Annotated in this window: 11 protein-coding genes; 4 read left to right on the top strand and 7 right to left on the bottom strand. The window is 32.8% G+C overall.

The features are described 5' to 3' along the window. Position 1 precedes the first annotated feature (1 nt). Complete coding sequence (gene folK / locus ABEB18_RS03750; protein WP_348797722.1) at positions 2 to 1,138, bottom strand: 2-amino-4-hydroxy-6-hydroxymethyldihydropteridine diphosphokinase; 1,137 nt, start codon at positions 1,136 to 1,138, stop codon at positions 2 to 4. 127 nt (positions 1,139 to 1,265) lie between these two features. Here folK and sppA point away from each other — a divergent pair, with 127 nt between their 5' ends. Next, on the top strand, positions 1,266 to 3,023 hold the full coding sequence (gene sppA / locus ABEB18_RS03745; RefSeq protein WP_348797721.1) for a signal peptide peptidase SppA: 1,758 nt from the start codon (positions 1,266 to 1,268) through the stop codon (positions 3,021 to 3,023). Positions 3,024 to 3,156: 133 nt separating this feature from the next. Continuing rightward, positions 3,157 to 5,784, top strand: a complete 2,628-nt coding sequence (locus tag ABEB18_RS03740) for an AsmA family protein (protein WP_348797720.1) — start codon at positions 3,157 to 3,159, stop codon at positions 5,782 to 5,784. A 96-nt stretch (positions 5,785 to 5,880) separates the two neighbouring features. Here ABEB18_RS03740 and ABEB18_RS03735 read toward each other — a convergent pair whose 3' ends face one another. Beyond that, complete coding sequence (locus ABEB18_RS03735; protein ID WP_348797719.1) at positions 5,881 to 6,675, bottom strand: DUF2797 domain-containing protein; 795 nt, start codon at positions 6,673 to 6,675, stop codon at positions 5,881 to 5,883. A gap of 220 nt (positions 6,676 to 6,895) precedes the next feature. On the opposite strand from ABEB18_RS03735, the gene ABEB18_RS03730 reads away from it, so the two are divergent. Both ABEB18_RS03730 and ABEB18_RS03725 read left to right on the top strand, forming a co-directional pair. Next, the gene (locus ABEB18_RS03730) at positions 6,896 to 8,422 is read left to right on the top strand and encodes a GH3 auxin-responsive promoter family protein (protein WP_348797718.1); all 1,527 of its coding nucleotides are present in this window, start codon (positions 6,896 to 6,898) and stop codon (positions 8,420 to 8,422) included. A gap of 210 nt (positions 8,423 to 8,632) precedes the next feature. Continuing rightward, positions 8,633 to 10,852 carry a TonB-dependent receptor domain-containing protein gene (locus ABEB18_RS03725; RefSeq protein WP_348797717.1) on the top strand — a complete coding sequence of 740 codons (2,220 nt, stop codon included), beginning with the start codon at positions 8,633 to 8,635 and terminating at the stop codon, positions 10,850 to 10,852. A gap of 65 nt (positions 10,853 to 10,917) precedes the next feature. On the opposite strand, the gene ABEB18_RS03720 is transcribed toward ABEB18_RS03725, so the two are convergent. The 5 genes from ABEB18_RS03720 to ABEB18_RS03700 all read right to left on the bottom strand — a co-directional run bounded on the left by ABEB18_RS03720 (position 10,918) and on the right by ABEB18_RS03700 (position 13,563). Then, the gene (locus ABEB18_RS03720; protein WP_348797716.1) at positions 10,918 to 11,457 is read right to left on the bottom strand and encodes an SRPBCC family protein; all 540 of its coding nucleotides are present in this window, start codon (positions 11,455 to 11,457) and stop codon (positions 10,918 to 10,920) included. A gap of 12 nt (positions 11,458 to 11,469) precedes the next feature. Next, positions 11,470 to 11,901, bottom strand: coding sequence for a VOC family protein (locus ABEB18_RS03715; protein WP_348797715.1), 432 nt, complete (start codon positions 11,899 to 11,901; stop codon positions 11,470 to 11,472). A gap of 22 nt (positions 11,902 to 11,923) precedes the next feature. Continuing rightward, positions 11,924 to 12,367 carry an SRPBCC family protein gene (locus ABEB18_RS03710; RefSeq protein ID WP_348797714.1) on the bottom strand — a complete coding sequence of 148 codons (444 nt, stop codon included), beginning with the start codon at positions 12,365 to 12,367 and terminating at the stop codon, positions 11,924 to 11,926. Positions 12,368 to 12,405: 38 nt separating this feature from the next. Continuing rightward, complete coding sequence (locus ABEB18_RS03705; RefSeq protein ID WP_348797713.1) at positions 12,406 to 12,810, bottom strand: SRPBCC family protein; 405 nt, start codon at positions 12,808 to 12,810, stop codon at positions 12,406 to 12,408. A gap of 81 nt (positions 12,811 to 12,891) precedes the next feature. Further along, on the bottom strand, positions 12,892 to 13,563 hold the full coding sequence (locus ABEB18_RS03700; protein WP_348797711.1) for a copper homeostasis protein CutC: 672 nt from the start codon (positions 13,561 to 13,563) through the stop codon (positions 12,892 to 12,894). Between the last annotated feature and the right edge of the window lie 39 nt (positions 13,564 to 13,602).

Below are 13,602 nucleotides of genomic sequence, written 5' to 3'. Positions count from 1 at the left end.
GTTACAAAACGCTTTTTCCTTGAATTTTGGACAGAATATAAAGATAATCTTCTTGATTACTCACAAAATCACGATCTGAAACATCTATAACCAAAACATTCAAATTGGTTTGAGTTTTGATATATTCTAAATACCCGCTGTTTATTTTCTCAAGATATTCAGCGGTAATATCTTGTTCGTAACTTCGTCCTCTCTCTTTAATATTTTTTAATAATCGATCGGTATTTTGATAGAGATAAATATACAAATCGGGCTTAGGCATTTCTTTGTAAATAATATCAAATAGCGTTCTATACAATCTAAATTCATCAACTTCTAAAGTGATTTTAGAAAACAACAAGGACTTGAAAATGTGGTAATCTGCAATTATAAAATCTTTAAACAAATCAAACTGGGACAAATCATCTGATAATTGCTGATACCTGTCTGCCAAAAACGACATCTCGAGTTGAAAAGCATACCTACTTTGATCTTCATAAAATTTTGGCAGAAAAGGATTGTCTGCAAAACGCTCCAAAACAGTTTTAGCATTAAAATCCTGCGCCATTTTAAGAGCCAAAGTCGATTTTCCAGCTCCAATATTACCTTCAATAGCAATGTAATTATATTGGTTTAAAGCTATAACACTCAAAGGAGCTTTTAATTCTTGAACCATTTCGCACACACTTTCATCTGGAGTGATTTGTATCAACTCTGGAATCGTCATTTTCAAAATTGGATGTTGCCAATCTAAATTCAAATCACGAAAAGGCAACAAAACAAATTTTCTGTTTTGCATTAATGGATGCGGAACTGTAAGATGAGCTACATTAATAATTTCCGAATCAAAAGCAATCAAATCGACATCTATAATTCTAGATTGATACCCTACCCCTTCAGTTCGAATTCTACCTAATATTTTTTCGACTGCCAAAACTTGTTCTAGTATTTGCTCGGGAGTTTTAGAACAATGCAGCAGTAAAGCACAATTATAAAATGCCTCACTTTCAAAACCCCAAGCAGGTGTTTCGTATAAATTTGAGACCTTTATAATAGTCCCAATCTTTTGATGGATAAGATCCAAGCACAATTCAATGTTTTTCAAACGATTGCCTTGATTACTTCCTAAAGATAAAATGACTTGATGCTGATGTTCCATAATTAAGCACAAATTAAGGAAAAGAATTTTAGAATAACAGTATCTTTGAACACTCTAATACAATTTATTTTTACACATAACTGTAACGAATTAACACTTTTAAATACAAATCAGTAAACTATTTTTTATGAGATTTTTAGGAAATGTAATAGCTACCATTGTTGGTATATTTATTTTTTTCATGTTGTTTTTCTTTGGAATTGTATTCATCACAGCCTTTTTTGGCAATGAATCTGATACCGTTGAAGTAAAAAACAACACAGTTATTGAATTGAATTTAGAAAACATATCCAATGATTATGCTGGAAAATACAAAGACCCTTGGGTAGATGTTTTTTCAGAAAGCAACAAAGTAGGACTTACCGACATTATCAATGCTATTTCAGCAGCCAAAACGGATATTGATATCAGCGGTATATCAATTGTAAATCAAAATGCATCTCTAGGTATCGCTCAAAGCAAAGAGCTGAGACAAGCATTAGAAGACTTCAAAAAATCAGGAAAATTTGTTATGGCCTACGCCAATGAATTTAGCCAAAAAGACTATTATATAAATTCGGTTGCTAATACCATTTATTTAAACCCTGCTGGAGAATTAGATTTTAAAGGATTATCTACAGAGATAATGTTTTTCAAAGATTTACAAGAAAAATCAGGGGTAAAAATGGAAGTAATTCGCCATGGAAAATACAAAAGTGCCGTAGAACCTTTTCTTGAAAATAAAATGAGCGATGCCAATAAAGAACAAACAACCGCTTTATTAAATTCGGTTTGGAATTCTGTTCTCGAAGACATTTCTGCTAGCAGAAATATTTCGATCCTTCGATTAAACGAAATTGCTACAGGATTATTGGCACGTACTCCAGAAATGGCAAAAGCCAATAAACTAGTTGACATTGTTGCCTACGAAGATGTTTACCACCAAGCAATAAAAAAGTCTTTGAAAGTCGCAAAAACCGAAGACTACAACAAAGTAAAAATTTCCGATTATGCCAAAAAAGTAGCTACAACTGCCTTACTATCTGAAACAGACAATCAAATTGCCGTTATTTATGCACAGGGCGAAATACAAAGTGGTGAAGGTGATGTAGATGTAATTGGCGAAGGTTCTATGCGACGTTCATTTCAGGAAGCTAGAAAAAACAAAGATATCAAAGCTGTTGTTCTAAGGGTTGATAGTCCAGGCGGAAGTGCCTTGACATCAGACTTGATTTGGAGAGAAATTGAATTAACCAAAAAAACAAAACCTGTTGTAGTATCGATGGGGAATTATGCCGCATCTGGCGGTTATTACATTTCCTGTAATGCCAATACTATTTTTGCCGAAAAAGGCACCATTACAGGATCTATAGGGGTTTTTGGTGTTTTGCCAAATTTCAATCAGTTAGCAACAAAAATCGGCATTAACACCGAACAAATCACAACAAATGACAATGCCAATTACAGCCCGTTTGTACCCTTAAACGAAAAATACAAACAAGTTACTCTTGAAAGCATTGAAAGAGTTTATAAAACATTTGTAACTCATGTAGCCGAAGGTCGCAATATGACTTTTGCACAAGTCGATTCTATTGCACAAGGTAGAGTTTGGACAGGAATGGAAGCAAAAAGAATTGGTTTAGTGGATAAAATTGGAAACCTGAATGATGCCTTGAAAGAAGCTGCCTCATTAGCCAAAATAAAAGATTACTCAACACTAAACTTTCCAGAATACGAAAAAGATCTCTCTAGTGTATTTGCAAAAATTCCTTTTGCAAAATCTAAAGAAACATTACTCAAAGAAGAAATTGGAGAACAAAATTATTTCATGATTCAACAAATCAAGAAAATGCAACTCCAAAAAGGAATTCAAGCCAGAATGCCTTTTGAAATTTCTATGCACTAATTTTGTTATCCAAAATAAACACCAAACCCTTTCCGTTATCAACAGAAAGGGTTTGTTTTATGAAATTTTTACCCTTCCCCTAATTAAGAATCTCTTATTTTTGTAAAAAATAACCCAAACTATTGAACCTACTATGCAAAAGAAAATTTTAAAAATTGTTGGAATTACGCTTGTCTTATTGGTAGCAATTTTATTTGCCACCCCCTTTTTATTTAAAGATCAAATAAAAGCCAAAATCACCGAAACTATTAATGAGAAAGTTGATGCAAAAGTTTCCTTTTCGGATGCTGACTTAAGTTTATTTAAAAACTTTCCAAAAGCAACTGTAACCTTGGAGCAATTATTAATCATCAACAAAGCTCCTTTTGAAGGCGACACTTTAGTCTCATTGGGTGAATTGAATTTGAAAATGTCTATCAAAGAATTGTTTAAAGGCAAAGAAGAAGCCATGCAAATCGAAGGTATATCTTCAAAAAACGGTTATATCAATATTATTTTCAACAAAGACGGAATTGGAAATTTTGACATCGCATTAAAAGAAGACAAGCCGACAGAAGCTGACACCAAAAGTGATCCAATGTCTTTGAAAATTCAAAAGTATCAAATCGAGAATTTCAAATTTCAGTATTTTGATGAAGGTTCACAAATGCGAATGATAATCGACAGCTTGAATCACGAAGGAACAGGAGATTTTAACGCTTCAAAATTAGATTTGGATACCAAAACTACCGCAAAAGTATCTTTTGATATGGGTAAAATCAATTATATGAAAAATGTTTCATTAGCATTGGATGCCATTTTAGGAATTGATTTAGAACAAAGTAAATACACTTTCAAAGAAAACAAAGCCCTGATCAATCAATTGCCTTTAGAATTCGATGGTTTTATTCAAATGGTTGAAGCGGGACAAGTTTATGATTTAAAATTTAAAACCCCAACATCTTCTTTCAAGAACTTCTTGGGGCTAATTCCATCAGCCTATGCATCGAGTTTAGACGGCGTAAAAACTACAGGAGATTTTACCGTTAATGGATTCGCCAAAGGAATGCTTACTGATACAACTATACCAAAATTCAATATTGCAATTGCCTCCCACAACGGATCATTCCAATATCCGAACTTACCAAAATCAGTTCAAAGTATCGTAATTGACACCAAAATAGTAAATGAAACTGGTATTATGAACGACACTTATGTAAACTTAAACAAACTTTCATTTAGAATCGATCAAGATGTTTTTGATGCCAAAGCCAATATTAAAAACATTAGTACAAATGCATTAGTTGATGCAGCATTGAAGGGAACTATCAATCTAGGAAATCTTTCAAAAGCCTACCCTATTCAGCTAGAAAAACCACTTACCGGAATATTGAAAGCCAATGTAACTACCAAATTTGATATGGCTTCGGTAGAAAAAAGTCAATACCAAAACATTAGTAATGCAGGAACTATAGGTCTAACAGGATTTAACTATGATGATGGAAATGGCAAGAATATGAGTATTAGCAATGCTTTGGTTCAATTTAACCCAAATCAAATTCAGTTAAAACAATTTAATGCAAAAACTGGAAAAAGCGACCTAAGCGTAACAGGGGTTTTGGATAATTTTTATGGTTTTATGTTTAGAAAACAAGAGCTAAAAGGAAATTTCAACCTGTCCTCAAATCAATTAGCTGTAAGTGATTTTATGACAACAAGTACAGCTCCAAACACTACAGAGACAAAAGCAGAAACAACTACAACAACTACAACAAAATCAGAACCGCTAAAAATTCCAGCATTTCTAAATTGCACTCTAGCAGCCAAAGCCAATACGGTTTTGTATGACAATTTAACGCTGAAAGCAGTTTCGGGTAAAATGACTATTAAAGACGAAAAAGTTACTTTAGAAGATATCAAAACATCTATTTTTGGAGGGAATATTGGTGCAAATGGTTCTGTTTCGACCAAAGGTAAAACCCCTGTTTTTGATATGAATCTAAACTTAAACCAAGTAGATATTCAACAAAGTTTCACTCAATTGGACATGTTAAAAAAAATAGCTCCTCTTGCAGGTGTTGTTAATGGTAAAATAAATACCAACATCAAATTGAATGGAAATTTGGATGCTACCGAAATGACTCCAGATCTTAACAGCCTTTCGGGTGATTTGATTGGACAATTGCTTTCTACAACCCTAAATGCTGACAATTCGACTTTATTAAAAGCATTAACTTCGAATGTTAAATTTATTGACTTAAACAAAGTAAACCTAAACGACATCAAAGCTGCTTTGACTTTTAAAGACGGAAAAGTAAACGTAAAACCATTTGACATCAAATATCAGGACATAAAAGCCACGATAGGCGGAACCCATGGTTTTGACCAAAGTATGAATTACGATGTAAAATTTGATGTTCCAGTTAAATATTTAGGTAAAGAAGCTAATGCTTTTATATCTAAATTATCACCAGCTGATGCGGCAAAATTAGAAAACATTCCTATAAATGCTGTATTGACAGGTAATTTTACCAATCCAAAAATCGCAACCGATCTAAAATCGGCTACAGCAAATTTGACCAATCAATTGGCTAAACAACAAAAAGAGAAATTGGTTTCGAAAGGAACTACGGCATTGACTGATTATCTTGATAAAAACACCAAAAAGACAAGTGATACTACTAAAGCTTCCACTCAAAAAGAAGATGTTAAAGCCAAAGCAAACGACTTAATAAACGGTTTGTTCAAAAAGAAAAAAACAACTGAAGAACCAAAACCTTAAAATTTCACAAAATAAAATAGCCGTCTCAGAGTAATTAGAGACGGCTATTAACTTTTTAAGCTTCATTATTTTCAGCCTTTTGAATACTCACATCGTTTAAACTCCAATAGACACAACATACCCTTCAAAGCTTCGAACATTGAAAACGGTTCCGTCTTCAAACATGAGATATTGTCCTTTTATCCCGATTAGCTTTCCTTGATAATTTGGAGTTTTATCTAGATTTAAACTGTTTATTTTTTTGGGATAATTTAAAACTGGAAAATGCATTTCGTACAAATCATTCTTTTCAATATAAAAATATTCTTGAACTTCTGTAGGAATCCAATTTTGTACTTTTAATTTTTCTGCAACCAAATCTACTTCTTCAGTGTCATTTTGAAGCATCTTACGCCAATTGGTCTTATCTGCAAAATGGTCTTTTAGAGCAACCTCTGTAATTCCAGCTAAATATCGGTTAGGAACTTCAACAATCGAAATTGCTTGGGTTGCCCCTTGATCGATCCAGCGCGTTGGCATTTGAGTTTTACGAGTCACTCCAACTTTTACTTCACTAGACAATGCCAAGTAAACAATATGAGGTTGCAACTGCACTTTTTGTTCATATTCTAAGTCTCTATCTTCTATCCCCAAATGTGCCGTACTCAATTCGGGTTTCATAATCCAATCCCCAACAGCAGGACTCGAATAAAAACAATCGTAACAAAATCCCTGACGGTATATTTTTTTCTTTTTATTGCAATTCAAACATTGATAACCAACAAAACGAATTTCTAGCTCTTTGCTCAATAACTGATTCATATTCAAAAAACTATTCTCAAAAACCAAATAATACTGTATCGGATTTGCAAATTCGGTTTGCATTTTGGTAAGTACACCTTCGTAAGTCATTTTTTATTGCTGTTTTTAAAATTTATGAATATAGTAATAAGATTACTTATTCGTTATAATATTAACTAAAATAAAATTGTTTTTTCCAAAAAAATACTATTTTTGGTACGAAGGCAAAGTTAGCATTTGTCCATCGATATTCAAGTCCTAAAAATTTCATTCTCCTTTATAAGAATAAAATAAGAGGGAAAAAGTAGTAAATCCTAAATCAGAAATCGTAATGCCTTTATCAATTATCAACTCTATTGCATCTTGGTTTTTAAAACAAAGAATACACCAAATTGAGCTTTTCTTGAAGTACCCAAATGAAGTTCAGGAAGAATTATTGATGAATTTAATCCGCTCATCCGAAGATACTGTTTATGGAAAAAAACACGACTATGCTTCTATAAAATCCTACAGAGCTTTTGCAGAAAGAGTGCCTGTTGCTACTTATGAAGATTTAGAACCTTATATCGAACAAACCAGACAAGGCCAACAAAACATATTATGGAACGAACCCATAAAATGGTTTGCCAAATCCAGCGGAACCACAAATGCCAAAAGTAAATTTATCCCCATAAGTACAGATGCCCTAGAAAATTGTCATTACAAAGGAAGCAAAGATTTATTGTGCTTGTACTTGAACAACAACGAAGAATCCGAAATGTTTGTAGGCAAAAGTTTGCGATTAGGAGGTAGTTCGCAAATTTATGCCAACAACAATACTTTATTTGGCGATTTATCAGCAATTTTAATAGAAAACATGCCTATTTGGGCAGAATTTAGCAGTACTCCTAGCAGTAAAATTTCTTTAATGAGCGAATGGGAATCCAAAATGAATGCCATCATCAAAGAAACTATCAATGAGAATGTTACAAGTTTTGCAGGAGTTCCCTCTTGGATGCTGGTCTTATTGAATAAAGTTCTGGAAGAAACCGGGAAAACCAATCTGATGGAAATTTGGCCAAACTTGGAGGTGTATTTTCATGGCGGAGTAAGTTTTGACCCTTATCGTGAGCAATACCAAAAAATTCTTCCTCACAACCAATTTAAATACTACGAAATTTACAATGCTTCCGAAGGTTTTTTTGCCATTCAGGATCTAAACAACTCAAGTGATTTATTGCTAATGTTAGATTATGGCATTTTTTATGAATTTATTCCGATGGATACTTTTGGCACACCAGAGCAAAAAATAATTCGATTATCAGAAGTTGAGTTATTCAAAAATTATGCAATGGTAATTACAACCAATGGCGGTTTATGGCGTTATTTGATTGGTGATACGGTTCGATTTACCTCTTTGAGTCCATACCGTATTCGAATTACTGGAAGAACTAAACACCATATCAATGTTTTTGGAGAAGAACTAATGGTCGAAAACGCAGATCAAGCTATTGCAAAAGCATGTAAACTTACCCAAACCGAAGTTATTGATTATACGGTTGCTCCTATTTTTATGAACGAAAAGCAAAAAGGAGGACACGAATGGATGATTGAGTTTAAGAAAAAACCAGAAAATCTAGAGGATTTTCAAAAAATTCTAGATGATACCCTACAATCATTAAATTCAGACTACGAAGCCAAACGCTATAATAATATGACATTAAATCCACTTATCATTAATGTCGCAAGAGAAAGATTGTTTTATGATTGGCTAAAAGACAGCAATAAATTAGGTGGACAACACAAGATTCCGAGATTATCTAACAAAAGAGATTATCTTGAACAATTAAAGGGCATGCAAGATTTAATAAAATACTAATGAAGAGCTTAATATTGCTAATCACTCTTTTTATTGTAACTAGTTCTTGCTCTTCCAATCGTATTTGTGGAGGAAGCGGAGGAAAACGTTGCGTTGAAAACACCAATAAAACTAATATTCAAAATTTTTCCTGATTTTTTTTTTGAAGCCCTGTAACATTTCATGTTTTAGAAAGTCTTATGAGACAATCATCAATCAAAAAATCAAAACATGAAAACTACAATTTTAACAGGAATGCTCCTGAGCGCAACATTTGTTTTTGCTCAAGATGCAACCAATCCGAGTTTGGAAAAGGTGTCAAAAGTTGAAAATGACACTATCAAAGAAAAATCTACAGAACTCAAGGAAGTAACTATAACTTCACAAAAAAAATACATCAAAGTAGATTCAGACAAAACAACAGTTAGCGTAAAAGACAACGGCATGCTCAACAGTGGTAGTAGTCTTGAAGCAGTAAAAAAACTTCCTGGAGTAATCACCTCTCCTACTGGAGGCATAACACTAAACGGAAAAGGAGTTACCATTTATATAGACGGTGCTCCAAGTACGTTATCAGGAAATGATTTGCAAAACTACCTCAATACTTTACCCGCAAATGCCATTGAAAAAGTTGAACTTATCTACAACCCTGGAGCATCATTTGATGCAAATTCGAGTGGCTCTGTCATCAATATCGTAACTAGTTCTAAAAGACTAAAAGGGATCAATGCGAGTTTCAACATTAATTACAACTTTAATAAATACCAAAAACCAAGCCCGCAAATCCTGCTAAATGGAAAAGAAAAAAACTTAAGTTGGCAAACCATGCTGGGATATAATTATATCGACAGTGAATCGAAAACCAATACTGTTCAGGAATTTACAGCTTTTAACCCGATGGAATATCTAAAACAAGAAAATCTTACGGTGACTACCAACAGAAATTTATATTTTAGATTAGGAACCAATTACAAATTGACTGAAAAATCAAATTTATTATTTAATTACAATGGTAATTATGCTAATGACCGAAACGTTTTTGATGCTACAACCACAGGCGACGGCATTGATTATTTTAATCAAGGAACTACAAAAAACAAAAACAACAATCAAGAAATCAGTTTACAATTTAAAACCAAATTAGATACTTTAGGAAAAACGCTAGACATTGTTGCTTTTGGGAATCTATTTGATAAAAAACCAATTACCGAGTCTAATGCGATTGATTATATTTCAGACGAAAACTCATTTGCTAATAATGACCTCAACTTCGATCTAAAGAACTACTACTTGAAATACGATTTTGTAATTCCTTTTCAAAAATTAGATTTTTCCATCAGTACTGGAGGAAAATTCAACACCCTTCAAGTAAATGACATTGGAAATTATTACACCAATTCGGCAACTAGTATGATTGATTTTGATTATTCTGAAAACAATTTAGCATTCTATGCCGAAGCTCGAAAAAAAATAAAAAAAGTAAGTTTTACTGCTGGTTTGCGTTTTGAAGATTATCATGTAAAAAGAGTAACCAATACATTGGAAGAGCCAGTAAAATTCAAAAACACCAATTTCTTTCCAAATCTTAGTGCCATTTATGAAGTGAATGATGATGTTAATATTTCGGCATCTTATTCTAAAAAAATAAACCAGCCCAATTACAATAATTTAGACCCAAACAATGGCAATGCATTTGACCAATACAATACTTCGCAAGGAAATTTATTCTTAGATCCAACATATTTAAACAATTATGAATTCAAAATTTCGGCTCTGCAATTTATTCAACTAGGAATGAATTATACTGCCTCAAAAGACAACAATCTATTTGTTTTTAGTGCTGATGCTGATGCGACTGATCCCGTAAGCAATCAAACCTATCAACAATTTGATCATTTAAACACTTTTAGTGCTTATGCTAACTTCCCTATCCCATTAGATTATTTCTTCAAAGGCAAAGAAGAATTTAAAAAGCGAATGAGTAATATTGATGAGATGAATTACATTTTTGTAAACTTAAACTATATCAAGTCAGACATCAAAGGATATGAGTTCCCTTACTCGAACAAAGGAATTTTTAATTATGCTTTTCAATCCCAAATATTGTTGCCTTGGAAAATAAAAAATTCGATGATGTTTTTCTATTTACCCCCTGGAGGTTGGCAAGTTTACAACATAACCAAACCTATTACGCAATTTGATGTTTCGTTTAATAGAGATTTCATGAACAAGAATTTAAAAATTGGCTTGCATTGCTTTGATGTTTTCAACAAAAATGAAGTAAATGCTTTAATTGCAGGTGAAAATTTAAATTCTAGTTTTAGGGAAAAAAGAGATAGTAGAACGTTCCGAATTTCGCTAACCTACAATTTCGGGAACTTAAAAATGCAAAACGAGAATACCAACATCCAAACAGATAAAATTCAAACTGGTGGAGGTATGATGAAATAGATTCAAAAAAAACACCCGTTCAAAAACAAATTTGAACGGGTGTTTTTTTCATATCTTGATTACAATCAAGGTTGGTTTTCTAAAATTTTTTTCAAATTAGCCAAATTCTGAGTTTGGTCTTTTTTGATAAAACCTTTAAAGGCAAAGCTCATCAAATTCATAGGATAATTAGCGTGTCCGTAAAATTCACTTGTGATTTTGGTTTCATTTTCAGAAATGGATTCGACAATCGTAGCACCAGAATCATCTCCTTTCATTGGTTTTTCAAAATGAATATCAACATCAATTCTATTAGGGGTTATTTTGGTAATTTGTTGCGAACCTACACCAACATTATCGTCTAAACTAACCCAAGAAGATTTTGCTCCAACAGTTCCGTCAACGCCTGTATATTCTATTTGAACATTTGGGTCTTTCATTACCCACACGCTGTAATTTTCCTGATTTTTAATCATTTTCACATAATCAAAAACAACTTTTTGAGGTTTATTGATAGTAGTCGAAACTGATATCGAATAATCATTTGGAATAAACAATGCCGCTACCAAAAGAAAAATGATAAGTCCAAGAATTCCAAGTCCTAAAATTTTAAATATTTTCATCATAAAGCTATTTGATTAAGCAGGATTTTCATCAAAATTGACCATCCAATGAATCCCAAATTTATCTTCGAACATTCCAAAATAGGCTCCCCAGAAAGTTTTATTCATAGGCATAAATGGTTTTCCTCCAGCTGAAAGCCCGTTAAAAATTCTATCCGCTTCCTCTGTACTATCTGTATTTATAGAAACAGAAAAATTACTACCAAAAATGACTGCACCACTAGCGTCATTACTATCACTTCCCATCAACATTGTGTCTCCAACTGGTAAACAAACATGCATTACTCTATTGGCATCAGATTCAGACAATTTAGGGCTATTTTCGTCCGACGGCATATCTTTAAACTTTCCGATATAAGGAAATTCACCACCAAAAACAGATTTATAAAACAGAAATGCTTCTTCGCAATTTCCATTGAAAATTAAATAAGGATTAACTGCTGCCATATTTTTTTGAATTACAATTATTTTAAATATTATTCTCCGAAATCTCTTTAATTCTTGCTAAGGCTTTTGGAAAAGTAGTTTCAAAATAATCAATATATTCTTCTACCAAATCCATTGTTCCTACTAATAATGTTCCTGTTCCATTAGAGGACAAACTATAGGTTTCCATAGCTTCAGACCATCCCTCGATATTTTCTTCAACGGGCAAAACTTTAAATTCTTTTATATCAGACAAATGCTTAAAAGCCATATACTCACAATCAACTTTTTTAAAAATAACACTGTTCATTCCAGAACCATCTGGTGTTAAAAACTGAATTGAGTCTCCTTGATTCCAATTACTAACGGCATAAGTTCCTTCACAAAAAACGCTAGCCCAATCTCTATAAGTCGCATCGTCCCACAAAACTTTCCAAACTTTTTCACGAGTAGCCTCAATACTAATAGTAAATTCTAACGTTTTCATAAGTGCTTAAATTGTTTTCTATCTGTAAATTCTTAGATTCAAAGACCTTCAACATATTTTTTAAAATTATTTAAAATGGCTTGCCAACCTTGTCTTTGCATTTCTTCGGGATGTTCGTTTTCGGGTTCAAAACTTTCAATAATTTCTACTCCTTCCTCAAGACTAACAAAATAAAGAGCCACTTTTCGACCATCTGTTATTTCATATTCAATCAATGAATAATTTTCGATTTGCGTGTATTCGCCTTCAAAATCAAAACTCATTGTTCCGTCTTTGGAAGCCATTGTCGATTTGAATTTTCCTCCTACTTTCAAATCATTTTCAGCATATGGGGTATGCCAATCATCTGAAGCGTTATTCCATTTTGTAATATGTCCAGGGCATGTCCAACAGTTCCAAACTGTCTCCATCGGAGCATCGATTATACATTGTACTGTTATCATAATGAGCTATTTTATCCTATAAATTTACAAATTATTCTATCCAAATTATTTTATCCTTCAATAAATAACACAACGATCTTATTACAACTGCATCTTTATCTTCTCAATTTCATCGCCATCGGCAATATCGCCAGAGTCTGTTATAGCCGAAGAGTGGTAATATGATGTCTTGACTTTATCAGTTAAAACAGTAATATTAGAAGAACGTAATCCGCCTCCTGGCATAATAACGATTCTTCCTTTAGCTTTTTCTGTTAGCGTTTTTAGAACTTCTATTCCATCTATAACATCATTCGTTTGTCCTGAAGTTAGTATGGTAGTGAATCCGCAATTGATAACTTTTTCTAAAGATTCATAAACATCATAAATCACATCAAAAGCACGATGAAATGTACAAGGAATTGGACGAGCAAGTTCTACTAATTCTTTGTTTCTTTCGATAGCAAAACTATTATCTTCATTCAAAATTCCGAATACAAATCCGTCAACATTGATCTTTTTAAATTTCAGGATATCCGCTTTCATTTGTTCAAATTCAATATCATTATAAACAAAATTACCACCTCTTGGGCGAATCATTACATTCATTTTTATACGCAATTCAGCACGAACTTTTTGAGCGATTTCAAAATTTGGAGTAGTTCCTCCCTCAGACATATTATCACATAGTTCCACTCTATCTGCGCCGTATTGCTGGGCAATAATAGCCGATTCTAGAGTAAAACAAGCAATTTCAAGTTTCATTTTTTTCATTTCGAAGTTTTTATGTTGCTAAAAATATCTCAAAAAAAA

Origin of the sequence: Flavobacterium adhaerens, assembly GCF_040045115.1 — a bacterium.
Classification (GTDB): domain Bacteria; phylum Bacteroidota; class Bacteroidia; order Flavobacteriales; family Flavobacteriaceae; genus Flavobacterium; species Flavobacterium adhaerens.
Note: the sequence above shows the minus strand (reverse complement) of the source record. Positions and strands in the feature narration are given on the sequence as shown.

Coding starts and splice junctions, on each gene's coding strand:
- ABEB18_RS03710 (WP_348797714.1), bottom strand. CDS start 12,367: ATGAAAACGTTAGAATTTACTATTAGTATTGAGGCTACTCGTGAAAAA.
- folK (WP_348797722.1), bottom strand. CDS start 1,138: ATGGAACATCAGCATCAAGTCATTTTATCTTTAGGAAGTAATCAAGGC.
- ABEB18_RS03715 (WP_348797715.1), bottom strand. CDS start 11,901: ATGGCAGCAGTTAATCCTTATTTAATTTTCAATGGAAATTGCGAAGAA.
- ABEB18_RS03720 (WP_348797716.1), bottom strand. CDS start 11,457: ATGATGAAAATATTTAAAATTTTAGGACTTGGAATTCTTGGACTTATC.
- ABEB18_RS03735 (WP_348797719.1), bottom strand. CDS start 6,675: ATGACTTACGAAGGTGTACTTACCAAAATGCAAACCGAATTTGCAAAT.
- ABEB18_RS03730 (WP_348797718.1), top strand. CDS start 6,896: ATGCCTTTATCAATTATCAACTCTATTGCATCTTGGTTTTTAAAACAA.
- ABEB18_RS03725 (WP_348797717.1), top strand. CDS start 8,633: ATGAAAACTACAATTTTAACAGGAATGCTCCTGAGCGCAACATTTGTT.
- ABEB18_RS03705 (WP_348797713.1), bottom strand. CDS start 12,810: ATGATAACAGTACAATGTATAATCGATGCTCCGATGGAGACAGTTTGG.
- sppA (WP_348797721.1), top strand. CDS start 1,266: ATGAGATTTTTAGGAAATGTAATAGCTACCATTGTTGGTATATTTATT.
- ABEB18_RS03700 (WP_348797711.1), bottom strand. CDS start 13,563: ATGAAAAAAATGAAACTTGAAATTGCTTGTTTTACTCTAGAATCGGCT.
- ABEB18_RS03740 (WP_348797720.1), top strand. CDS start 3,157: ATGCAAAAGAAAATTTTAAAAATTGTTGGAATTACGCTTGTCTTATTG.